Source organism: Carboxylicivirga fragile, assembly GCF_050589805.1.
Taxonomy (GTDB): domain Bacteria; phylum Bacteroidota; class Bacteroidia; order Bacteroidales; family Marinilabiliaceae; genus Carboxylicivirga; species Carboxylicivirga fragile.
In genome coordinates, this window is record NZ_JBNGOY010000019.1 from 1 (window position 1) to 24,916 (window position 24,916).

The window sequence follows — 24,916 nt, forward strand, 5'->3', positions numbered from 1 at the left end:
CTATCGCGGGAAGCGGCGACAAAGGTAAGAACTTTTATCCGTCCTTTCCAAATGTTTTTTCAGCTTTTTTTGAAGTTTATTTTTGAGTGCTAAAACCACCTCAAATCCTTTTCTTCAATCCAAAAAATCATTCCAAAATGTTACTCCTTTTCAGCAGCCCTTGCTGCCTCTGTGCCCCTTAATCAACCATGTATTTCTCTCAAAGCGGGTGCAAAATAACAGACTTATTTTTACACTTCCAAATGTTATGCGAAAGTTTTTTGAAGAAAGTTTTTACGAGGATTTTTAGTGACTGGATACGTGGGGGTTAGAGAAAGAAAAAAAGAGGCTCCAATTGCGAACCTCTTTTTGAATGATATGAATTATCGAATTACAAATTTGCTTTATAATCATCCCAAGCGTCTCCTTCAAAAGCTTTCCACAACTTATCTGTACGGAATTGCCAGCAAACCGACACATGAAACATTTGAGTTTTACCAAAACGTGAGTAATCATTAATTGGAGAATCTCCCTTTTTAAAGTCATTATTCAAAAAATCATCCAAATAATAGCGAAACTTTACGTTAAGACCGTGCGGAAATTGAACACCAGCAAAAACAGAAGGGACAAAACGTTTGGTTCTATTACTAAACCATTCGGTCGTTTTATACTTATCGCCATTTTGCCAATACTTAAACTTATAGTGAAACAATAACTCATATTCGGCTCCACCAAACATATAGAAACTTTTATCAAAGCTTCCTAACTTAAGTGCCAAGGGAATTCCAACCGAATACGATCGATGCTTTTCTTTTTCTATACCCATTGAACTATCCTCAGTAATAAAACCAATATTACGCAGAGCTAATCCGGAATATAAACCAAGTGAGTTGGTAAAATCCATATGAACATATTGCCCCAGGTGTAAAAACAATGTAAAACGAAGGTTACTCGAAACGGTCTCCAACTCTCCTCCATCCAATGGACGCTGCTGAACATCAGCCCATCCAAAAATTAATTCACCACTCGTTACACTATATACATCCGTTTGGGCATTAACAATTATTGATGATGCTAGAATTACAAAACATAGTACTATTAATCTCATAATAATATATTTAGGTTAGTTTAAAAATTGTGTTACTCTATTCTGAAATGCATATTACAAATAAAAAAGGTGTTTCGAAAACGAAACACCCTTCAATATCATTTTTTATTAAAAACCTTACTCTTCACCCTTAGGCTCCTCTGCTTCTACTTCTTCTTCCTCAACAGCATTCGGATCAAACAATCCTTGTTCAATCAATAGGTTATACCAAGTAAGTACCTTCTTGATATCAGACACATAAACGCGCTCTTTATCGTACAAAGGAAGAATTTCAGTAAAATACTTTTTCAATTCGTTTCCTGAACTTTTAGGATTAATAGCTTGACCACCATTCTCCTTTTCATAAATAGCCTTGAACACATCAAATAACTTAACATCCTCATCATCGGTATATATAGATATATCCTCAAGGGCACTAATACGGGAAGTAGCATATGCCGGCATTCTCTTACCATCAATCAAAGATTCTACAATAATTGAGTTTTTGGCTTGTGATACCATCTTAAACAATCCGCGTTGCCCAGAAATAGCTAATAATCCTTTCAACATAAATTTCTATTTAATATTTGCTGCAAAAATAAAACTAATCCGCTTTAGTCAAAATAAATCTTCAATCTTTAATAGGTAATTATTTAATTCCGCGCTCCTTTTTTATGATTTCGTAGGCTTCACCAACCTTTTTGAACTTCTCTTCCGCACTTTTCTTCACATCATCACCCAATTGTGCCACCTTATCGGGGTGATAACGAACAGCCATTCGGCGATAAGCTTTTTTTAATTCAGCATCTGAAGCATTTTCATCAATTTCAAGGATTTTATAAGCTGTGGATAAATCCGATCCTCCAAAAGTTGCTTTTATCGAATCAAAATCGCTTGGAGAAATGCCTAATCCTATTGCTACGTTTTGTATCAGAACCTGTTCAGCTTTTGAGAAATTACCATCGGATAAAGCAATTCCGTACAATAAATGAATTAGTTCTAATTTTGATGGATATTTAAGGTTACGCCTGATTTGCAGTACAACATCATTGATTGGAATATCTTGTTTAAGAATATTGCGCAACATAAGCAAGGCATCTGCTGCTTGCCTTTCACCAAATGTTCCAACCAAACTACGCTTTACGAAATCAAGCTCAGCTTTAACCACTTTTCCATCCGCTTTCATAACTGCAGCCATTAACACCAATAGAGAAGCCAGGAATCCATTTCGATTTTGAGCTGATCGTTGTTGATCGTCTTTATTTATAAAGGATGAATTTTCTTCACTCAGGTGCCCAAACACTAAACCCATAATCCCTCCAATTGGCCCGAGCAACCACCAGCCAAGGCCAGCACCCAATAACGATCCTAAAAAACCCATATTATAAACTTTTAATAATTTTACTTAATTGAACAATCAGCAGTTCATCATTATTGTTGCTGATTACAAAGTCTGCCAAGGTCTTCTTTTTATCATCCGACCACTGATTAGCAATCCTTGCGCGTATATCCATCTCACTACTTTCATCCCTTTTCATAACACGATCAATTCGAACATGTTCAGGCGCGGTTACCAAAATAGTTTTATCAAAATAATGATGGCTATCATTTTCAAATAAAATAGCAGCTTCTTGAATAAGTACATGCGCATCCACAAACTTCGTACACCAAGTTTCGAAATGGTTGCGAACGGCAGGATGTACAATTCTATTTAATTGATTAAGCAGATCAGAATTACCAAAAACCCTCTTAGCTATATACACTCTGTTTAGTTCGGTCTTTTTATAGGCATCTGAGCCTAGCAGCCTTATTATTTTCTCTTTCAATTCTTCATCAGTCCGCATCAAATACTTAGCCTCGTAGTCGGCATAAAAAACAGGTAGCCCCATCACCTCCAGCAATTTCGCAACAGTGGATTTACCACTGCCAATACCACCTGTTAAACCAACTCTAATCATTATTTACAACTTTTTTCAAGCAAGTACTCGATAAATACCGGAGAATAATCCAGATTACTAATACCATCGGGCGTTTTCAGCATTTTTAACTTCAAACGAGTTGGTAATTTATTTAAGTTGTAATCATTAAAGTCGATAACGACTTTAAAATCCTGAGAACCAAAAAGTTTATTTGACAAACCAACCCGATAAGACACTTTTATCTGCGAAGGGAACGACTTAAGATCAAGAGAATCTGGTAAGTTAAGCGATTGAACAGGAACCAATACACTTGTTTCGGTAAATGGTTCTACTGGAATATTTAATACAACGCGTTTAGGTGATATTTCAACCCAATCATACTCTTTTAATGCCACATTTCTTACAATCGTATCTTTGAGATCTTCAAAATCAAGCTGCTTTGAATCGATGAATTGTAAGGTATCTATTATATTCTGTGATCCAGAGATTAATACAGAATCAGGGTTAAGAGAAATGTCACCCGCCAACTGACATTGCTGTTCGAAGCTAATATTGGCCATTAATCTTACAGGCACTTTCTTAGATATTTTCTCTTCAAGCGGAATAAATAAAGTATCCGGACTTATATCTAATAAGGATAAACCATTTGCCAATCGGCCTTCAATGCGCGTCATGTATTGACTGGTACTCAAAACAACCCCCTGAGTTTCGTTCATCGTGATACGTGGCAAGTCAGTTAGGTCAATACTTTCGGTTAAAAATTGATCATTTAATTGATACTTGAGTATTGAAAAACCTCCTCCTTTAACTTTTAAAGTGAGGTCTCTGCGCAAATCAACCTTAATTAATTCGTTTTGGTTGTTATTTGTAAAGCGTACCGGATAATCCAATTCGGTGTTATAATCGTCTTTACTAAGAGCCAGTAGAATCCAGAAACAAGTAGACAAAAACAGGAATACCATAAAGATTAGCGCGTTTTTATCTTCGCGCAATTCATTGATATTCTGCTTTAGAATCTGTATATATTTGGCAAAAAATGCTTTAACTTTTTCCATAAAAAAAGGGTCATTGATACACAAATGTAATCAATGACCCAACTAAATAAAAATTACTTCTTAGCCGGAACATCTGTCATGTCCATAACAATGGCAGATTTATCCATTTTCACTTTAACACCATCGGCAATTTCAACCGAAATAAATTGCTCTTTTACTTCAGCAACTTTTCCATAGATACCACCAGTGGTTATAACTTTATCACCTTTTTTTAATGCCTCGCGGTACTTGCGTAATTCTTTCTGACGCTTCATCTGAGGACGAATCATAAAGAAATAAAATACAACAATCACCAAAATGAATGGTGCAAATGACATTATTGGGTTCGCACCTTCAGCTGCTTGTGGCGGAAGGCTTAAAAATACATTTAATAAACTCATACTATTCTTATTATTATTTCAATATTATCAATTAACATCTGCCCAAATTCGCAATTCTTTAAATCCAACCGAGTCGTTTGTTAAAACAGTTACTTGTTTCACCTGACGGCCTTGCCAGCCCTTTGTATCAAAAATTAATTCGACTACAGCCGAATCTCCCGCCAACACTGGTTGTTCAGGATACTTAACATCTGTGCATCCACAGCCCTTCTTCACATCAAGAATCCGAACCGGCTCAGTTCCTGTATTAACACATGAAAACTGATAACCAACTACATCACCATGTTTAATCGTTCCAAAGTTATGTACTTTCTCAGTAAAACTAAGAAACCCTTTAGTGCCTTTACCTTCATTTTTAGAACTCGAAGAAGAACAGCCAAGTAAAGTAACCAACAGAAAAATTGTTACTAACAGTTTCATTATACTAAACCTACGCTTTTGTTGGCTTTGCAATCACCTTTTCCTCGATCAAGTGCTCAACAACCTTATCCAATACACCATTTATGAATAAACCGCTTTTATTGGTTGAATAAAATTTAGCGATTTCAATGTACTCATTCAACGATACATTAATTGGAATATTCTTAAACTCGGTAATCTCTGTAATAGCAATCTGCATCAACACAATATCCATAAATGCCACCCTTTCAAAATCCCAGTTTTTAGTAAACTTACGGATTAATTCAACATGATCTTTACGGTTCACCAATGTCTTACGCATTAGGTTCTGCACAAAATCTTTATCCTCCTCATCTTTAAACTCCGGAAGTAACTTTTCAGCATCGCCATTTTCTGGATCGAATCCCTTAACAGTTTTCACAACCATCGAAATGATAAATTCAATTTCATCGTTCCAGTAAACACTCTCCTCTTCGAACTTAGTATATAAACCTTCGTAAGGCGCAATTACTTTCTCAATTAGCTTAGCTATGAATTTATTATCCGCCTCGTAGTCGCTGGTTTCTAATGCCATGTAATCGGCGTACATTTGCGATTCGATAACCACCTCAAAAATAGACTTAACCACCTCAGGATGATCTACCCATGGATTTCCATTTTTCTGATTATACGCAATCAGTTCAGTATTATCTGCTAACTGAATCAGAAAGGCATTATCGACAAAACGTGTATTTGGATTTAAATCTTCTTCTGAAGGACGATTCTTTTGCTTTCGAAACTCGATTCGTTTTTCTCCGAACGACTTTAATTCGAGCAATAATAGCATCAACGTATGATATAACTCGTGAGATTTGGTAATGCTATGAAACAACTCTTTCTCGGTTTGCTGAATGGACGACTCACCCTTTTGGTAATGTGCATAAGCCATTTGCATAACCTTTACCCTTAACAATCTTCTGCTTAACATCCTTAAAGAACTTTTTTTACTTTGTATTATGATGCAAAAGTAGCTTTTTTTTTAATTGCATCAAGCTATTTTTATTGGAAGAATGCGATTATTATTAATAAAAGTTAGTATTCAATACCTCCAATCTATCTTTTAGAATTACTTTAACAAAAGAGCCAAGGTTAATAGCATTAATATTTATATGTATAAACAGATTTGTAAATAAAATGTCTGCAAATCAAATCGCTAAACTTACTAAATCGCAGTTAAAATAGGAGATACAGTAATAAACCAAAACTCAAAGTATACTTGATTCACTAAAATAATAGTGTTTAATTATCTTAAAAAACAGAAAAATTTTGTAAAAAAAGATTGGTTAATACCGAAATAATTACCACTTTTGGAGCATACTATTGTTTCCTAAACACAACACAATGGAAGGATTTGAAAAACAAGATGGACAAGTAAAAAACGACAGAGAAGAGATTTTTTCAAAAGCAGTAAGAGCAGGAAAACGAACCTATTTTTTTGATGTTAAGGCAACTCGTAAAAATGATTACTACCTGACAATTACTGAAAGTAAAAAACGTTACGACCAGGATGGTAGGTATCACTTCGAAAAGCACAAGGTATTTTTATACAAAGAAGACTTTGATAAGTTTGTAGATGGCCTGCAGGAAACAGTTGACTTTATTAAGAAGAATCAACCATTTGAAGCCATTCAAGAAAAAGTAGAAGAATTGGTTACAGCTGATGCAATACCAGCCGCGGAATATACCAGTGTTGAATTTGAAGATTTGCACGAATAGGTAATCGCGTTAATAATATTACAAAAGGCTGTTTATCAACAGCCTTTTTTTATGTCATATTTTTCAACCTTATCTTCTATCCTAACTTCTTTAACCTTACTAGACTGTATCTTCAAATTACAGATCAAATTTTCAGCGCCAGCATTATAACAAGCCGCCTGAACCTTTTCCACAACACCCATTACTTCGGAGTAAGAACCTTCAATAACCGTTTCGAAGGGACAAACCCTATATTTCAATCCTGATTGTTCGATTATTTTAATTGCTTCATCCACGATTGGATAAACATGTTCAGCTTTGGTTAAGGGCAAGACCTGGATAGCAACGTTTACCTGACTATTTTTAAAATTCACGTTTAAATATTTTATGGATTTACCTTATCGTCTTTCATTTCTTGTCGCTCTACTTCAATTGCTTTTTCTATTTCATCCAACCTTAACTTTTTAACATTGGACACCATAAATGAGCTATCAAGAAAGTTACCCAGCTCATTACAGTTTTTTACAATCATTGTAAACAAATCCTTTAATCCTGCTTCTAAAGGAATTAAACCAGTTATGGTAGCCAAGTGTCCGTAAAATTCAATACTCTCTAATTCCGCATTATACTTTTTAAAGGCAAACACAAATTCACTTCGCACTAAATTCTCTTGCACTTCACTAAAATAACCACCTTCGCGAGCTCGAACCACAATAAAGTAACGTAATTTATTTCCTTTACCACCTAAACCTGTTGATATAAATAAGGGAGGTACATCGAGCAGCGAACTCTCAATTAACATTTTGCTTTCTTGAAAGGCTAATTTACCCCATTCTTCAAGCGACTCATCAGGCTGTTTATTATACTCCTCAATAGCTCTTAAGGCTTCTACCTTATTAACTGAGGCCAACTGGGTTAGTAATACTCTTTTTTGCTCCAGACCTAATTCATCACTAAATAAAAGACCTTTATCCTTGAGTACAACATTCTTCTTTAAATCCTTCTTCGCGACCTTACTTTCCTTAAAATATTGCATTTGCAATTGTAAGTCAATTTCATCTTCCAAGATTGAAACATTTCCTGAATGACGCTTCACCATCTTCCTCATGTTATCAAATGCATTCAGACTGTTCATAGAAAATCTATATTAATTTCAATAATGTTATAAATAAGTATTAATTTGCCTTTCTTTATTCAAATAGGGAAAAATCCCTATAAATAGCTATTGCAGCAAACCAATAACAAGATTATTTTTGTAAACGTAATTTTTTACAAGACGTTTCAACTTAGGGGCATTTTTTAATGAAATTATCTGAATTAGGCAACGACGCTACGGGCGTAATCGTTAAGGTAAAAGGACATGGCGCCTTTCGAAGACGTATTATTGAGATGGGATTTGTAAAAGGTAAGAAGGTGACGGTTATTAAGAACGCTCCCCTTAAAGACCCCATTGAATACCAAATTTTAGATTATAAAGTTTCCTTGCGTCGAAGTGAGGCGCAACTGGTTGAAGTTGTAACAGAAAAAGAAGCAATACAATCGGGACCCCAAGATTTTTTAGGAACATTCACTGATGACATCCTAAAACAATCAGCTTCAAAAAAGCTTAAAACGATCAACATTGCTCTTGTTGGCAATCCCAACTGTGGTAAAACTACTTTATTTAACTATGCCAGTGGCTCAAAAGAACATGTAGGTAATTATAGTGGCGTTACGGTTGATGCCAAGGCCGCAACTTTTAGCCACAACAATTACCAATTCAACATTATTGATTTACCCGGAACCTATAGTATATCGGCCTATTCGCCCGAGGAAACCTACGTAAGAGAACATATCCTTGAAGAAGCTCCTGATATAGTTGTTAACGTACTGGATAGTTCTAATCTTGAAAGAAACCTCTTTCTGACAACACAGTTGATTGATATGGATATCAAGGTTGTTGTTGCCCTCAACATGTACGATGAACTTGAGAAAAAAGGTAATAAGTTAGCACATAATCAACTTGGCAAAATGTTAGGCATTCCTTTTGTACCTACAATAGGCTCAAAAGGTAAAGGGGTTAACAAGCTATTTGACAAACTTATTGATGTATATGAGGATCGTGACAAAACGCTTCGACACATACATATTAATTATGGTTCCCTGCTAGAAACTGCCATTGATAAAATTGAAGATCACTTATCAAGTAATGGTGATTTGAAAAATCGCATGTCGCCAAGGTACATTGCCATTAAAGCACTTGAAAAAGATGCACAACTAATAGAATTCTTGAAAGACAAAGAGCAATACGCACCTTTGGTCAATGAGATAGATTCACAAATTAAAAAGATAGAGAAACAGAGCCACGAGGATACCGAAACACTAATTACAGACTCCAAATATGGATTTGTTGCTGGTGCACTATTGGAAACATTTAAAGAAAATCCTCGAACAAAAAAACGCAAAACAGAATTCCTCGATAATTTTATAACGCATAAATTCTGGGGCTTCCCTATCTTCATTTTCTTTATGTGGATAATGTTCCTCAGTACTTTTCGATTGGGCGAATACCCTATGAACTGGATTGACGCAGGCGTTGGTTTTCTTTCTGATTTTTTAAACAATGTAATGCCCAATGGTACATTTAAAGATCTGGTAGTAGATGGTGTAATTGGCGGTGTAGGTGGTGTAATTATATTCTTACCCAATATTCTGATTCTTTTCTTCTTCATCTCTTTTATGGAAGATACAGGCTACATGGCTCGTGCTGCCTTCATTATGGATAGAATTATGCATAAGATGGGTTTGCATGGCAAATCATTTATTCCATTGGTGATGGGCTTTGGCTGTAATGTACCCGCTATCATGGCAACCCGAACCATCGAGAACAAGAATAACCGCATACTTACCATGTTGATTAATCCGTTTATGTCGTGCAGTGCGCGATTACCGGTTTATATACTAATCATTGGAGCCGTTTTTCCAAATAATGCAAGTACCATATTATTTGCCATGTATGGCGGGGGTATATTAATTGCTGTTTTGATAGCACGTATTTTTAAACGTTTCCTTTTTAATCATGATGACGTTCCCTTTGTTATGGAACTCCCACCCTATCGTCTTCCTACCTTAAAAAATACCTTGCGCCACATGTGGAACAAAGGTTATCAGTATTTGAAAAAGATGGGTGGAATAATCTTGGTTGCTTCAATCATTATATGGTTCTTAGGTTATTTCCCTCGTAACGTAGAAATAGCTAATACTTACGATCAAAAAATTGAATCATTAGAGAGCAAATATAAAGAACAATCAGAATCCGTTAATGGCAACCCAGAAATACTAGTACAACTGAATAAGAAGGTTGATTCTCTAAGGTATGCTAAAAACAGTGAACTTCGAGAAAAGACATATATTGGCAAACTAGGTAAATCAATTCAGCCCGTAATAGCTCCCTTAGGATTTGATTGGAAAATGGGTGTAAGCTTAATAACCGGCATTGCTGCCAAAGAAATTGTAATAAGCACCATGGCAGTACTTTATCAAACCGAAGACGAAGAGGATGGCAAACAACTAATGACTCGCTTAAGAGAGGAAGAATATGCCAACGGTGATAAAGTTTTTAACCCCATATCTTCATTGGCCTTTCTTGTATTTATTCTAATCTATTTCCCTTGCGTTGCTGTGATAGCAGCTATTAAAAAGGAAAGTGGATCCTGGAAATGGGCTTTATTTACAATTGGCTACACCACCGGCTTAGCTTGGCTAATGGCATTTGCAGTGAACCAGATAGGCCAACTTTTGTTATAATTTTATGATACAGGATATACTTACATACCTAACCGTAGTCTGGGCCTTTTATCAGGTATTTATGTTCTTTTGGCGGCTATTTAAACCAAAGCACATGCAATCGGCCTGTGGTAGTGGTGGATGTACTTCATGCGAAGCAAAAACTGAATTGTTCGAAGACATTGGTAAAGGTAAATTTCCAACTCTGATACAAGACAAAATCAAAGTTCAATAGAACAAAAATGACTACCCTTTTGAGTAGTCATTTTTGCTTAAACAGTCCATATTTTCTATTTCTTTAAAAATTTACCATTGTATTGTTTTGTATCACTAACAATCTGATATAAATACATGCCTTGATCTAAACCCGATAAATCAACGCTATTCCCACTTATCATTTCGGTGAATACAACATTACCACTAAGACTTAGAACCGATAATTTACCATCAATCATCTCATCAAAAACAATATGACTAATAACAGGATTTGGATAAAATGACAAGCTACTAGTTCCAGATTCTATACCAGTACTTCCATTCCACACATCTCCTACCTTATCTCCAAACACATAATCAACAAGTTCGGGCATATCAATAAATGGATTTCTATTTTTCTGCCAATCGTAAATTACATTATTACGATTCATTTCATAATCATCAGGTTTATCATTTACATGCCAAGCCAATAAGTATGTGAGATCTCCCATTTCACCAACTGTTGTATTCTCAGGATTACCGCTCACAACAGCTAAACCATTATAACGACAGGCCATATACATTAAACTACGCGCCACATCACCGTGCCAACTTCCAACATTACCAGAGGGGCCACCGTATTCCTGTCCGTAATCCTTATTACTACGACTAGAGTTCACTGATGAATCAGCTGGACGTAAAGCATGCGCATCAGAATGACCGTGATCAAGATTACTTGCGCTTGTGCTCATGTATATATCCTTTCCATCCGAGGATGTTGGAGTACCATCTTTAAAACCGCCTCGCGACTGAGGATAAACATGTTCTCGATTCCATTTGCCAATAGGTGAACCAGAACTCTGTTGGTCGGCCTTTGCTCTACCGTGCTCAGAATACAACAGCCAAATTTCTTCTTCATTTTCAGGATTAACATCAGCCTCTTTCAAAATATCCCATACATCACCATAGGTTTGTGCACGAACGACTGAAGCATTGGCAACAATATCAGTAATGGCTGCCTTTAAAGCAAGCCCTGACTTTCCATTTAAACTTGAATAATAACCGTCGGTTGCAGTTGAACTAACCAGACCAAAAGTTGGATTAACTGGTGTGCCCCAAGTACCCTGATCATAATCATTATCCCATATTTTAATTAGGTAATTATTGTTGGTTGCCTGATAAGATTCCGTGTCCAGATTGGTGACATCCACCTTCATGTATTCTGTTCCTTCAACCAAATCATCATCAACGAGTGTTATATTCGTAGAAATCGAGGATGTACCTGCAATTATAGTAAGGCTATTTGCACCATTATAATCACCCACTAAAAAATTATCATTTACTAAAGTATAGTTTAAAACAAGGTCAGAATTAACATTTTCAGAAACAGTAAAAACCAAGCTAACTAGTTCATCTTCGCTATATGCTAATTTATCAGAACTAATGGTTAAAGTTGGAAGTAAAGATCCACCACCATCATTTTCAACACCTGGAGTAGGCTCTTTCGCCTCATAAGTACCATTCGCTAATCTCTGTAGGGAATGATTATCCTTATCCCCAGCAGCGGCTTCATCATATTGGATTGTTTCACCTAAACTAATAAGCAGTTCAGTATCATCAGCATCATCGGTTCCATAAACAAGCGCATCAATCAAATTTATTGTGGTAGGTACAGTTCCAATAGGAAAACTTGAAGCATTGTCCTGATAGATAGCAACGGCATCCGGTCCATTTTGCAAAAAACCATTTGATACAATATAATCAGGAGAAGGTGTTATACTGCTTGATCCAATTACAAATAGTCCATTAGCATCAGAAGTATACCCATCTAAATCGTAAGCTTTATAACTTAGGTCTCCGTTCCCATTGTATAAAACCACAACATAGCCATCAAGTACCATATTGGCACTAACTGTTTTTAATTCGATAAACTCTTGGGTATCTGTATTTGGGGTATCGGCATCAACTTCGTTAACAACAACATTTTGAGCCATCGACATGAGGCCGACGAATAGGGAAGTTAAAATTATTAAGTATCTCATTGCTGGTCTTTTAAAAATCAACACAAAATAGACCAATCAGTCGGAAGAGTTAGTTAAGTAGGTGTTAATTTTTGTTAATTTATTTTTAAACATGCACACCACAGTAGACTTTAAAACAAAATATCACAACCACTTAAATCGCCCCAATCACCGAACTGACATAATACTAGAGCGTTAATAAAGATGTATAACGCACACCAGATTATACTGTTAATGACATGTTTTCACCACAAACATTTTACCATAAAAAGACCGCAATCGAATCGATTGCGGTTTTTTATAATACACATGGTAAATTCATTGAGATATAATCACCCACTGATATCTACCCGTTTTTTTTACTCTACACTAACGTGACTAAAATAAAAACCTTTAACAAGTTGATTTGCTCCATTATAAGATCCTTTAGTGGCAATCATAGTCAGAGTATCGCCAACTTTAATCCCCTTATCTGTTATAAGGTTCTTTCTATAGTCACTATATGCACCATAACCTGGGTAACAACCATACGCATATATTTCACCGCTATCATCTTTCAAATAAAGATTACCGTACGTATCACTTGTAATCGACGTAATTTCACCAGTTACCATAAAATAAGTATTCGAATCGTCAGGTTTAGTTAGCACCTCTGCAATGGTAGCTGAAGTTACAGGGATAGAGCTTTCTAATACTGCCCCACCTACTTGCGGATTATCGTTATAAGCAGAACGTGTTCCAACAATTGTAATAATATCGCCGACTTTTAAAGCGTAATCTTGGAAATCTTCAATACCGTAAACAAAAACTTCACCAGAGAAATCCCTCAAGTATAAATTGCCATAGGTATCATTATCAATTTCGGCAATAACACCGGACAAACGATATTGGGTATTTCCGACTTCAGCAGCAAGGAATTCTGCAATACTAGCATCTACAATCGCTCCTGCCTGACTTATTGAGGTTTGCGATGTATATTCTTTTGTTCCATCAGTAGTGCTGAATGTAAGAGTAGTTTCACGGTCTCCACCTTCATTAGCAGCAGCTTTGAAAGTTACAACAGAACTTGTTCCAATGGTTTGGATCGATGAAATTGATAACCAGGACTTTGCATCTTCAGGAATTTCAACAGACAGTCCTTCGCCTTTGCAAGTAACATTAACAATACACTCTCCACCTTCAACAGGAAGTTCTGCAGGTTCAACCGACTCAACTTTTACCAATGATTTTCGGATTTCAATAACCATTACATTCACCATCTGAGGATTTCCTTTGTAAGATGATTTTGGCCCTTCAATCGTTACTTCGTCTCCAACTTCGAGTCCAAGACTCTCAAAATTCTTTGTTCCTCCTTTTGCATCAAGCGTACCATAAATATAGATTGAACCTGTTTCATCCTCCAAGTACCAGTTACCGTAAAGGGTATTCGTAATGTTAGTACAAACACCCGAAACACGGAAAGTTTTTCCATCAGGAGCTTCAAGCACCTCAGATACAGGAGCCTCAGATATCTGCGCAAGCCCTTGCATTACATTAATTCTCTGAGTTACACCTGCACAGTGCAATAGAACTTCCGCAGTGCGACCATCTAAAGCACCTTCGGCAGAAAAGGATATCTCTGTTTCGCCTGCACTACCAGAGGATGATGAGATTGTTAACCATTCAACATCGTCTTTCTCAGTAATTACTTTCTCTGCTGTCCAGCTATCCTGAGCTTTAACAATGATTGGTGTAGCACCTCCGTCTAGAGGAATCGAAACGAACGATGAAGACACCTGAATTTCATCAAGTAATGTCATCTTTTCTTCATCTTCACAGCTTGTCATTAGGGCAAGCATTGCGATGAATATTGGAAATAAATATCTTAGTTTCATAATGATCTATTCCTTTAAATTAGTTGAATATATATTTGATACCAATTAAAGCATACCAGCACTGCCCCAAAGAGTAGCTCGATGTCCAAGTTTTAGTATTAGCATGGATTGAAGAAGGTGTTGAGAATGTAGCCACACCATCAGCATCAACTCCTTCATATTTTAGAATACGTGCCTCCGAACCAATTTCTGGATTCAAATATTTCGCCACACCCCATTCGGAATTGAAAAGGTTCATCACATTTTTTACATCAAAGCTAAGTCTTAGTTTGTGCCCAACGTTTCCTGTTTTAAATGAAAAATCATGTTTGTAGCTAAAATCAACACGATGTACCCAAGGAGAATATACGCTATAGGCTTCAGCATACTTACCTTGTTGATTGCTTAAATAGTCATTATTATGAACATAGTCCATAAAACGTGTTTTATCATCTTCAGAAACAAAGCGGAATTCGTTGTTTGCTACTTCACCGTCTGTTGGGACGTAGATAGCATCGTAGTTGTAGCCATCATTATTAATATCATTTACCGACATGTATGAGTAGTTACGGCCACCTCGCCATCCTTCATAAATAAATCCATAGTGGTTACCACTCTTATCATGTGCTGTAATTGATGCTATAAGACGATCAGGAGTAGTGTATTGTGAATTGTGCAATTTAATATGATTTGGACCTTCTACGGTAGGAACATAAGTAAATGCAGATTCAGCATTAGAACCCGGCATACCGGTAAGATCTTTAGATACAGTATGCGTATAAGCAGCCATCACACTAATCCATTCTGCAGGTTTGGCATTTAAAGTAATATTGGCCGACCAGCCATAACCTTTACTTGTATTTTCTAAAACAAATGCTTTTGTGTTTGTACGGTAGCCATCAGGATAAATAGGACGGTTGTCAACACCGTTAAAACGAGCAAATCCACCTACGTTTGGAATACTCCAGTCGGACAGAGTAACTCCGTTTATTGTTTTATTGTAGATCCCTTCTATTGTTGCTGAAAAAGGGAAAGATGTTGGAAAAGCATAATCAACAGCAATTGAAGTTTTCCATACTTGTGGCATTTTAAATTTTGAATCTACAGCTGATATAGAAGAAGGAACGGTTCCGTCTTCAGGTGAAATAGTAGTGGGGTAACCTAATCCAGCCAATTTATTATATAGTGCTGAAATTGTTGGATTCCCGTTAGCATCTGTAACAAGACCACCAGCAAATTCATCCATCGTAAAACCATTATTAGCAGCATTTTGCTGATTAATCTGTGCCTGGTATTGCACCATACCGCCATTGGTAGGCATATTAGTAAAGAATACAAGTGGTAAATTACCCGCGAAAATACCAGTACCACCACGAACTTTCAAGCTTTTGTCTCCAAATGCATCCCATACAAAGCCAACTCGAGGAGAAAATATAAGGTTTGCATCAGGCCATTTTCCTGTATCAATACTACGGCCATTATAATCTAGATCTTTAATAGCTTGATTAGTTATCAAATCCGCATTGTTAAAAACAAGTGCATCAAGACGAAGTCCATAGGAGAGTTTGAATCTGTCATTAACACTCCAATCATCTTGAGCATATATTCCAAATTTATTACTTCTCACACGTGCTGCAGGATTAGTTTCACCATCGTAGCCATACGTTAAGTTTACAATTTCAGGAGTTCCACCGTTTAAGAATTCATCAAGACTTGTATATCGGTAGTAACCGGTACCGTTACGCATATAGGCATTATCTGCCATCTTATATTCGTAAGCAATACCCCCAAATATTTTATGATTCCCTAAATAATAGGTTACTTCATCTTTAATATTTATTACATCGTTGTGAACACCATTGTTCCAGGTAAATAACTCGTAACCAAAAGAAAGGTAGGCCTGGTCGTCCTTCAAAATATCAATAAATGGAAAAGGATCAGAATCTGTTCCACGAACATCATCAAGTTTTGAGTAGGTTGCCAAAAATTGGTTCGATATGTTATCTGATAATCGACTGTTTAAGTCAAATGAGAATGAATGAACAAGGTTATCCATTGAATACATCGAATTAGCATATGACATTGAAGCTTGCGACATACGTGCCTCAGACATACGAGTTCCTCCATCCATAGAGCTTGCATTAGGAGATCTCCAAGAAGAGTTCTTTGTATAGTTGTAACGTAATGCTAAACGATGTTTATTCGTAATATTCCAGTCAATTCGACCAAGTAGTTTAATGTTGCTTTCATCAGCAGGAAAATTGGTATAAGACCCTGTATTATAACCATATTCGCTACTAACAAAATCAGATACCTTTTGAAGGTCACTTTCTGTTGTTCGTGAAACAAAATTATCTGCATCAGCAACTCCATCGGTTGAAGCTCTCCATCGATTAGCAATGGTTGGTGTCTTAGCTTGTTCAGCATTAAAAAATACAAATAATTTGTTTTTGATAATTGGACCACCGAAAGTTAAACCATAAGTAGTATTACGATCTTTTTCGCGTGCACCTGCTATTTGTTGACCATTAACAGCATCTCCACGCATGTTTTCATTTCTATGAAATATATAAGCACTCCCTTTAAAAGTGTTAGTTCCCGACTTTGTAATAGCGTTTACACCACCACCAATAAAGTTAGTTTGACGCACATCATAAGGAGCAATAACAACTTGCAACTCATCAATTGCTTCAATGGAAATTGGATTACCTCCACCAGGAAGAGCATCGCTCAAACCAAAGTTATTGTTGAAATTAGCACCATCAACTGTAAAGTTAGCTGTACGACCATCTGCACCAGCAAAACTCATACCATCACCTCCATAAGGAGATAGGCGAGTTATATCTGTAACACTGCGACTAACTGACGGCAAGTTAACAATTTGGTCGTTTGAAATATTAGTTACAGCTCCGGTTTTTTCATTAGAAAATTTGGTACGAACTGCTGTTACCAGAATTTCATCTATTGATGTTGACTCATCTGAAAGAACAACATCCATTACATAGTTCTCTGCCAAACTTAGTGTAATATTGTTTTGAGTATAGTCACCATATCCAATAAACGAAACCGTTACTGTATAAGGACCACCTACACGCATACCGTTAAAATTAAATCGTCCCTCAAGGTTGGTTACTGTCCCATAAGTAGTTCCCGAAGGTGTATGTGTAGCAATTACCGTTGCACCTATTATGGTGCCTTCTGCATCAGTAACACGCCCTCCCATACTGGATGTTGTTACCTGTGCATTTGTTTGCAAAATGAAAAATGCCAAAAGCATAATCATAGATGCAAATAACCTAAATACTCTTTTCATGATAGATAGAATTAAATCAGTAAATATATTACAGTTTATAAGTATGTCTTTTTTAATATAAAAGTCTCAATTCGCATGCAAAACTCCGCATTCAGACCGACAGGTCGGTTTTATAAAGATTAAAATTGTGTTAATTTAATTTTAAATACTAAAAAGTTGAAGTGAAGTAATCAACATTTTTTTAATAGTTTTTAACAATTAGCTCTAAAAACGTTAATAAAGCAAAATTTACTTAATCTAATATTTCCCTTGTTTATTAGCTACTCCATCCCAATACATATCAAAAGCCTCATCAAATTCATCTTTAAAACTTTTTAAGGGCTTGGGTAGTGACAAGTAGTAATTAGCCATTGCACGCGTAAAAGCAAAATCAAAAAATGCAATCATATCGGTTTTATAAGCTTTAAGAACACCCATATTAACTTTCTGCATAATATTCTTGCGTGGCCCCTCAAGCGTATCCTCTACTCTACCAAAGTTTACTTTAACGTATGGACTTGATTCAAAAATATTGATATAGTAGAATTTCGAAGGATTTGATATGAACCATTTCACGATCTGACTAAACACACGTTTCGAATCTTCTTTCGGATTATCACTTGGTTTAGAGTCAACACACTTATCTTCTATCTCGAACATTAATTGTTTGTATATATCAATTATCAGCTGATCTTTACTTGATATATGATGATAAAGCGTTCCCTTTGCAATGCCAATTCGCTCAATTAATTCATTAACTGAAGCCGAGAACCCTTTCGCCACAAATAGCTCCATAGCACCTTCGTAAATCTGTATCTTTTTACTCATATATTATGTTCGTAAGTACAAGAATTTAATGCAAATGTACTTATTTTTTATATTTTTTAACATTAAGCACAAAAAAACTCCATTCAAATATGAATGGAGTTCAAGTCTTATCATCAAACAGCTATTAACCTAGCTCTTTCCAGGCCAAGGCGCTAGCGCCAACAATTGCGGCATCGCCAGCATCAAGCTCTGATTTCAGCACCTTAATTTTATTTTTAAATATTGGTAATAAATGATTTTCCATACTTTTAATAGTAGGCTCAAAAATTAAATCTCCAGCGGCCGTTGGACCTCCAAATAGGAAAATTGCCTCAGGACTCAAGTGATGAACCGTATCAGCAATACCTTGACCAAGATACTGACCAGTCAGTTCAAAGACTTCCAAAGCAACTTTATCTCCCTGTTTAGCTGCATCATAAATCATTTTAGAGTTTAAATCTTTAAATGATTTATCAGCCAACAAACTGTCTCCTGCGTTATACTTTGCTAATAACTCAAATGCAGTACGTTTCATACCTGGTGCCGAACAATACGCTTCGAGATGCCCAAGAGCACCACACCCACATAAACGACCACCAGGAATTAATGTAGTATGACCGCACTCTCCAGCGAAACCATCCGCTCCATACACCAAATCGCCATTCACAACAACTCCACTACCTACACCAGTACCTAAGGTATACATCACAAAGTTTTTCATTTCCTTGGCACCACCATAAATCATTTCACCAATGGCAGCTGCATTAGCATCATTTGTGAGAGCAACGGCTTCAATGTCTTCAAAATGTTTCTTAAGCAGATCAACTAAAGGCACAACCCCATTAAAAGACAAATTAGGAGCATACTCAATTGTTCCGTTATAATAATTTCCATTGGGTGCACCAATACCAATACCTAAAACTTCAATGTCTTCATTAATTAACTTAGCATTATCAATTAATTTACGAATAGCACCAGCCAAATCATTAATATAGCGATTAATATCACCATGATCAGGAGTCGAAATAGAATCTTTCGTTAACACATGTCCTAATTCATCTACAACACCGATAGCGGTATTAGTTCCGCCTATATCTACACCAACTGATACTTTTTTCATTTAATTAATTTTTAATTCGTTAATAACTATCTATTCAAAACAATCATGACTCTCTAATAAATTAGAAAGTCATGATTTTATTTTTTTAATATAAAAAGCTTAGCCCTTTTGGTGAACCTTAGAACCAACAAGTGCATAATACAAAATGTACAACTCACCAGCAATAACTAATGTCCAAGTCCATGCCCAATTTCCACCTAAGGCATCGGCCATCATACCTTGCACAAGTGGCAAGATAGCACCACCTAGTACACCAATCATCAAGACACCAGAAGCTTTAGATGTATATTTTCCTAAATCTGCTACAGCTAAAGAGAATATTCCACCCCACATGATAGAATGTAACATACCGATTACAACTAGGAACCAAGGATTACCAGTTACCATTGATATAATTACCAATACAGTTGCACCTCCAGAAGTGACTACTAACTGCGTTTTAGCTGAAATTTTACTTAAAGTACTACCAATTAAACGACCAACTAGCATACCTCCCCAATAAAGCATAGCCATGCGCGAAGCTGCCTCAGCAAAACTACCACCTAACCAGTCGGCATACATATTGATATTTGCTCCAATTGCCACTTCAACACCTACGTAGAAGAAAAGTCCAATCACTCCTAATTTAAGGTGAGAAAAAGACCAAACGCTCTTTTCAAGTTTTTCACCTGCTTCGTTCGTTGTTCCTTCAATATTAGGTAAGGTTAACTTACTTACAATAAATACAACAATAGCGATTGTAACAGCTAGTAAAACAAACGGCAATAACACTTGATTAATGTTTACATCTGCTATGGAAACACCACCAAAAACAATACCTGCAACAAAATATGGAGCAATGGTTGTACCAATTGAGTTGGAAGAACCTCCAATGGTAATTCGCTGAATTGCACTAGTTCCTTTTACATCACAAGCTGTTAAGTAAGGGTTGATTACAACCTGCATTACAGTCGCTGCCGAACCTACAACAAACGATCCCAAAAGAAAAACGAAAAATCCAACAGGAATTCCAGCAATTGCCGCCGCATTCTCCATTGATCCAATCCAAGCCGAACCTGCGCTAATCAATAAACCAAATACCATTAAAATCATGGCACGTATTAAGGTTTTCTTGTAACCATATTTATCAACCCACTTCGTTCCCGTTCCACCCATTACCGGATAAGCCAAAAACCAAGTAAAAGTTACTAAAATAGATAAAGTGTTTTTTATCCCTTGAATACTGTCTGCACCTAAAAAGGCCGACTCTAAAGGCTTTTGAAACTGCTGAAAAACAACCGTTAGAAATCCAACGATGAAAAATAAAAATACCATTGTTAAAAATGGCCCTAAATAACTCTTTTGCTGACTCATAATACTTTTAAATTAATACTTTTAAGTTTAGACTTATAAAATGCCTAATCTCTCAAAATTAGACAATACCTTATTCTTGCTTAATAATGTGTGCTTTTTTTCAATCCGAGCCGAAAATACCAAAATGATTTTAAACTCATCAATAAATAATGAATAAAACTTAAATTTGATAGCAATATAGGCGATTTTCTCTTCAATTAAGTAATTGCAAGGTTTGGAAATGATTAAATGTATTTCTTCTAAATAAGGAGCTAGTCCTACTACTCCGAATTTATTAATGTATTAAAAAAGGTCAACTCATTTGAGCCGACCTTTAAATATCTTAATTATCACAAAGCTTATTCTTCTACATCTATTGTTTTCTCATAGGCCTGATTATATGCATCAATGCCCTTAAATAGGATCTTGTATGGAGGTAGCAAAATTTCATCTAAACTATTTAAATCATAACTAAGGAATCCGTTATAAGTGGCACCCCAATAATCATCGTTATCTTTATGGTGAAATACAAGAGTATGTATCCCTTCTTCCTCGCTTTGCCCATCAGGATCGTAACTAACATTAAAATAATGGGGTTTGTTAGAAGCTCCAAAAGTCATATTCACATTTAAATACCTTCCGGAAATATAGACATCATTAAAGTGAACACCTGCATCGCCCAATGTATCACGATTAAGGTCATCAATCACAATAAGATCCTTAACTGTTATATCTTCAATTTCACTTATTGTAATTGTATAATCATAAGCCAATCCTTCCTCAGCCTTTACCGCATTCTTAAAAACAACCTTTACCCTCGTTCCTACTTCATACTCATAATCACCTGGTATTGAAACAGCTAATAACTTTTGGCCACTATCATTTATAATCAGATAATCATTGTCTAACATGGAAGTTACACCAATATTAATAATGGATTGCTCTGCTTGTTCATAACTAGTGTCCATGCACGACGATAAGGAGGCTATTAAAGCCACAAATACTCCAAAAAACAACTTCTTCATTTTTATAATAGTTTAATAGAAGATGAATATAATTTGGGTTGGTTGCTTTAAACAAATAAAAAAATTAAATTATTTTTTAATTCTCCAAATAGGTAACTTCAAGTTCGTATTTGGTAGAAAAATAACCACTAACTCCGCCGATACTTGATGGCAAAATTATAGTCGCCTTACTTCCTTCTCGCATGTGTTGAATGGCCTCATTTATTCCCAAGGCGACACCTGTTCCCTTCGCTGAATTACCATCATTTATAATATAAGTTGTATACACCGCTGGAGAAGGACTGTAGTAGTTCGAATCTAGTGCAACTTCAACAATTTCGCCACTTGTTTCATCGCGACCAATACTGTATACTTTGTAACGATAGCCAACTTGTTTAAACAAACCAACTGAATCAAGATCTGTAACCTTATTGTGAAATAGCATAAGTCCTGACTCACGTCTATGATCAACAGTATCGAAGGCAGATGCTGACATTACCTGCAAACGCGTCAAATCCCCATCTATCAATTCATTATAATAATCATCTAGCAATTTATTCTCAGCATCTATTTGTTCCTGTGGATTGTATGGATTATAATTATCCTCACAAGCCACTACAGTAAAAGCTAATAATGCTATTAAAAACAAGCTATATCTTAATGAATTACGAATCTTCATACGGTATCTTCCTTCTATTTTTTTTACAAGCATTTTTCATCATTGATGCAATGCTTGCTTGTATTTATTAAGTCAAGTTAAACGACCACAAAGAAAACCATTTTTCCGTAATCTTCAAACCAATTCCTTCTTTACTCACTCTTGTGTTCTGAACGATCAATTTTTATTAATTCAAGTTGATATAGTAAGATCGCTCTACCCGGTATTCTATCTCCATCGCCAGACAGACCATGTGCCATATTTGGTCGTAAAATAAAACTGGCTTCATCCCCCTCACTCATCAATAAAATTCCCTCTTCAATTCCTGTTTCAACACTTCCTTTGCCAACCTCAAAACTCCACATGCCATTCTTTTCAGAAGAATAACAAACAGCACTATCCATCAACATAATCTTGTAATTAAGATGCACCATGTCTTTCTCCCGAGCAGTCTCTCCTACTGAATCTGAATCTATCTTATACCATAATCCCGTTTTACTTTGTTGCATTTCAATGCCAATGGTATCGAGATAATCGCGAATTACTTTATTCTCAAGATCAACTAAATTTCTATTGTGTTCCAACAACATCTCACGGGTAATCACCTTTTTTTGCTTCTGTTTCTTCTGCTTACACGAAAAAGTAAAAGCCAAAGAAATACATGCAACAATCAGAAATACATTTCTAAAAACCATGTTCATCGCAAAACTCTTTTAAGGTTGTTTTAAAACGCTCAATAGTATCGCTTAAGGATAGTTTAGACTCTCCACCCGCAGCATTAAAATGACCACCACCGTTAAAATAAGTTTCGCTAAACCTGTTAGCAGGAAAACCATTACGCGAACGAAATGAGGCTTTTACCAAATTATTCTTTTCAGTAAACATAGCAGAAACCTGAACTCCTTCGATCCATAAAGCCTGATTAACAAACCCTTCCGTATCTCCCGGCTTAAAATTAAAACGTTTTAATTCATCCTGTCCTAATGCAATAAAGGCAGCTTTCTGTTTTGGCAAACGTTCCATTTTAGTGCCCAATGCGTAGCCCAGTAAACGCATACGATCAAAGGAATTGTTATGGAAAATCATGTGATGAATATGCTCCTTATCAATTCCCATACCCAGTAGCTTAGCAACTATTAAGTAGGTATCAGGCCGACTTGAATTATAGTTTAACGATCCGGTATCTGTCATGATACCAGCATAAATACATTCCGCCGCTTCTTTAGTTATTGAAGTTTCAAATCCTGACTCAATTAATACCTGAAAAAGCAGCTCACAAGTAGATGACGCTTCTGGTACACTTATTTGAACCGCTGCCGTTTCATTTTCAGGGTAAGGATGGTGATCAATCATTATTCGTGGCGTCGTGTCTTCTTTAAAAAACGCCTCCATACACTTAATCCTTGATAAGGCATTAAAATCAAGAAATATAACAAGGCCTGCTTCGCTTATTAATTGCTGTGCTTTCTTTACATTTTTATCGTAAATGAGCACATCATTTACACCATGCATCCAATTTAAAAAATCTGGAAACTCGTTGGGAGAAATAACAACAGCCTCCTTACCCATATTTTTTAAAGTATTACACAGTCCCAGTGAAGAACCTAAAGCGTCGCCATCAGGATTATTGTGTGGAACAATTACAAGCTTTTGAGTGTTGTTTACGTAGGATTTGAAAAAATCTATTTGAGATTGGTGTTTGATGTCCATCATTATTTTTAACTTAGAGTTGCAAAGATAAATAAATTGATAGGATAACATTAAACCCTTGAATAATTTAAATATTTACCATTTTACAAATAAATCTACTACAAATGGCAGGAATTAAAACACTTACAATGATTAAGCCAGGCGCCGTTAAAAACAGACACATTGGTGCTATTTTAAATATGATTGAAGAAGCGGGCTTTAGAATATCGGCTATCAAATCCGTTAAACTAACAACAGAAGATGCTGAGGAGTTTTACGCAGAACATAAAGAACGTCCATTCTTCGGCGATTTAGTTGACTTCATGTCATCGGGTCCAATTGTAGCAGCAATCCTATTAAAAGACGATGCTGTTGCTGATTTCAGAAAATTAATTGGCAGTACCGATCCTCAAGAAGCTGAAGAAGGCACAATCAGAAAAACCTTTGCGATTAGTAAATCTAAAAATGCCATCCACGGATCGGACAGTGATGAAAGCGCTGAACGTGAATCAACTTTCTTTTTCAGTAAGAAAGAATGGTTAGAAAAACACCCGTAGCTTAATTAAATACTCATAAAAATATTAAGAGGCTACTTCAATTTTGAAGCAGCCTCTTTTGTATGCATTT

General features: G+C 36.0%; 24 protein-coding genes. 4 read left to right on the forward strand and 20 right to left on the reverse strand.

Features of this window, described 5'->3' with window-relative positions; translation table 11 throughout:
* Positions 1–370: 370 nt before the first annotated feature.
* The 8 genes from ACRD7B_RS10005 to nusB all read right to left on the reverse strand — a co-directional run bounded on the left by ACRD7B_RS10005 (position 371) and on the right by nusB (position 5,747).
* On the reverse strand, positions 371–1,087 hold the full coding sequence (locus tag ACRD7B_RS10005) for a hypothetical protein (RefSeq protein WP_430824402.1): 717 nt from the start codon (positions 1,085–1,087) through the stop codon (positions 371–373).
* Positions 1,088–1,204: 117 nt separating this feature from the next.
* Entirely contained in the window at positions 1,205–1,636 is a 432-nt protein-coding gene (locus tag ACRD7B_RS10010; RefSeq protein WP_430824403.1) for a DUF5606 family protein, read from the reverse strand.
* A 79-nt stretch (positions 1,637–1,715) separates the two neighbouring features.
* Positions 1,716–2,447 carry a TerB family tellurite resistance protein gene (locus ACRD7B_RS10015; protein WP_430824404.1) on the reverse strand — a complete coding sequence of 244 codons (732 nt, stop codon included), beginning with the start codon at positions 2,445–2,447 and terminating at the stop codon, positions 1,716–1,718.
* A gap of 1 nt (position 2,448) precedes the next feature.
* A complete protein-coding gene (gene coaE, locus ACRD7B_RS10020) occupies positions 2,449–3,024 on the reverse strand; it encodes a dephospho-CoA kinase (protein ID WP_430824405.1) in 576 nt (191 codons plus the stop codon).
* Positions 3,024–4,040 (reverse strand): CdaR family protein, encoded by a 1,017-nt coding sequence (locus tag ACRD7B_RS10025; protein ID WP_430824406.1) that lies wholly within the window; start codon positions 4,038–4,040, stop codon positions 3,024–3,026. The genes coaE and ACRD7B_RS10025 overlap by 1 nt, the downstream gene beginning before the upstream one ends.
* A 53-nt stretch (positions 4,041–4,093) precedes the next feature.
* Positions 4,094–4,420 carry a preprotein translocase subunit YajC gene (gene yajC, locus ACRD7B_RS10030; RefSeq protein WP_430824407.1) on the reverse strand — a complete coding sequence of 109 codons (327 nt, stop codon included), beginning with the start codon at positions 4,418–4,420 and terminating at the stop codon, positions 4,094–4,096.
* Positions 4,421–4,447: 27 nt separating this feature from the next.
* On the reverse strand, positions 4,448–4,840 hold the full coding sequence (locus ACRD7B_RS10035) for a DUF1573 domain-containing protein (protein ID WP_430824408.1): 393 nt from the start codon (positions 4,838–4,840) through the stop codon (positions 4,448–4,450).
* A gap of 10 nt (positions 4,841–4,850) precedes the next feature.
* The gene (nusB, locus tag ACRD7B_RS10040) at positions 4,851–5,747 is read right to left on the reverse strand and encodes a transcription antitermination factor NusB (RefSeq protein ID WP_430824409.1); all 897 of its coding nucleotides are present in this window, start codon (positions 5,745–5,747) and stop codon (positions 4,851–4,853) included.
* Between the two features lie 452 nt (positions 5,748–6,199).
* Between nusB and ACRD7B_RS10045 the strand changes: the two genes are divergently transcribed.
* The gene (locus ACRD7B_RS10045) at positions 6,200–6,574 is read left to right on the forward strand and encodes a DUF3276 family protein (RefSeq protein WP_430824410.1); all 375 of its coding nucleotides are present in this window, start codon (positions 6,200–6,202) and stop codon (positions 6,572–6,574) included.
* A 35-nt stretch (positions 6,575–6,609) separates the two neighbouring features.
* On the opposite strand, the gene ACRD7B_RS10050 is transcribed toward ACRD7B_RS10045, so the two are convergent.
* Together ACRD7B_RS10050 and ACRD7B_RS10055 are read right to left on the reverse strand one after the other, a co-directional pair.
* Positions 6,610–6,927 (reverse strand): MTH1187 family thiamine-binding protein, encoded by a 318-nt coding sequence (locus ACRD7B_RS10050; RefSeq protein ID WP_430824411.1) that lies wholly within the window; start codon positions 6,925–6,927, stop codon positions 6,610–6,612.
* An 11-nt stretch (positions 6,928–6,938) separates the two neighbouring features.
* Positions 6,939–7,688, reverse strand: a complete 750-nt coding sequence (locus ACRD7B_RS10055; protein ID WP_430824412.1) for a hypothetical protein — start codon at positions 7,686–7,688, stop codon at positions 6,939–6,941.
* 167 nt (positions 7,689–7,855) lie between these two features.
* Between ACRD7B_RS10055 and feoB the strand changes: the two genes are divergently transcribed.
* On the forward strand, positions 7,856–10,339 hold the full coding sequence (gene feoB, locus ACRD7B_RS10060) for a ferrous iron transport protein B (protein ID WP_430824413.1): 2,484 nt from the start codon (positions 7,856–7,858) through the stop codon (positions 10,337–10,339).
* A 4-nt stretch (positions 10,340–10,343) separates the two neighbouring features.
* Positions 10,344–10,553: a FeoB-associated Cys-rich membrane protein gene (locus ACRD7B_RS10065; protein ID WP_430824414.1), complete on the forward strand. Its 210-nt coding sequence runs from the start codon at positions 10,344–10,346 to the stop codon at positions 10,551–10,553.
* 55 nt (positions 10,554–10,608) lie between these two features.
* Here ACRD7B_RS10065 and ACRD7B_RS10070 read toward each other — a convergent pair whose 3' ends face one another.
* The 10 genes from ACRD7B_RS10070 to ACRD7B_RS10115 all read right to left on the reverse strand — a co-directional run bounded on the left by ACRD7B_RS10070 (position 10,609) and on the right by ACRD7B_RS10115 (position 24,313).
* The gene (locus ACRD7B_RS10070; protein WP_430824415.1) at positions 10,609–12,555 is read right to left on the reverse strand and encodes an endonuclease; all 1,947 of its coding nucleotides are present in this window, start codon (positions 12,553–12,555) and stop codon (positions 10,609–10,611) included.
* Between the two features lie 338 nt (positions 12,556–12,893).
* A complete protein-coding gene (locus ACRD7B_RS10075) occupies positions 12,894–14,408 on the reverse strand; it encodes a BACON domain-containing protein (protein WP_430824416.1) in 1,515 nt (504 codons plus the stop codon).
* Positions 14,409–14,427: 19 nt separating this feature from the next.
* Positions 14,428–17,700: a TonB-dependent receptor gene (locus tag ACRD7B_RS10080; protein ID WP_430824417.1), complete on the reverse strand. Its 3,273-nt coding sequence runs from the start codon at positions 17,698–17,700 to the stop codon at positions 14,428–14,430.
* Positions 17,701–17,937: 237 nt separating this feature from the next.
* Positions 17,938–18,507, reverse strand: coding sequence for a TetR/AcrR family transcriptional regulator (locus ACRD7B_RS10085; RefSeq protein WP_430824419.1), 570 nt, complete (start codon positions 18,505–18,507; stop codon positions 17,938–17,940).
* 124 nt (positions 18,508–18,631) lie between these two features.
* Positions 18,632–19,606, reverse strand: a complete 975-nt coding sequence (locus tag ACRD7B_RS10090; protein ID WP_430824420.1) for an ROK family protein — start codon at positions 19,604–19,606, stop codon at positions 18,632–18,634.
* Positions 19,607–19,705: 99 nt separating this feature from the next.
* A complete protein-coding gene (locus tag ACRD7B_RS10095; protein ID WP_430824421.1) occupies positions 19,706–20,959 on the reverse strand; it encodes an MFS transporter in 1,254 nt (417 codons plus the stop codon).
* A 338-nt stretch (positions 20,960–21,297) separates the two neighbouring features.
* Positions 21,298–21,963, reverse strand: coding sequence for a NigD1/NigD2 family lipoprotein (locus ACRD7B_RS10100; RefSeq protein ID WP_430824422.1), 666 nt, complete (start codon positions 21,961–21,963; stop codon positions 21,298–21,300).
* A gap of 76 nt (positions 21,964–22,039) precedes the next feature.
* Positions 22,040–22,654, reverse strand: a complete 615-nt coding sequence (locus ACRD7B_RS10105) for an FKBP-type peptidyl-prolyl cis-trans isomerase (RefSeq protein WP_430824423.1) — start codon at positions 22,652–22,654, stop codon at positions 22,040–22,042.
* A gap of 98 nt (positions 22,655–22,752) precedes the next feature.
* The gene (locus ACRD7B_RS10110; RefSeq protein WP_430824424.1) at positions 22,753–23,301 is read right to left on the reverse strand and encodes an FKBP-type peptidyl-prolyl cis-trans isomerase; all 549 of its coding nucleotides are present in this window, start codon (positions 23,299–23,301) and stop codon (positions 22,753–22,755) included.
* Positions 23,285–24,313 carry a DHH family phosphoesterase gene (locus ACRD7B_RS10115; protein ID WP_430824425.1) on the reverse strand — a complete coding sequence of 343 codons (1,029 nt, stop codon included), beginning with the start codon at positions 24,311–24,313 and terminating at the stop codon, positions 23,285–23,287. Before ACRD7B_RS10115 ends, ACRD7B_RS10110 begins: the two co-directional genes overlap by 17 nt.
* A 101-nt stretch (positions 24,314–24,414) precedes the next feature.
* Between ACRD7B_RS10115 and ndk the strand changes: the two genes are divergently transcribed.
* Complete coding sequence (gene ndk / locus ACRD7B_RS10120; RefSeq protein ID WP_430824426.1) at positions 24,415–24,846, forward strand: nucleoside-diphosphate kinase; 432 nt, start codon at positions 24,415–24,417, stop codon at positions 24,844–24,846.
* The last annotated feature ends 70 nt before the right edge of the window (positions 24,847–24,916 follow it).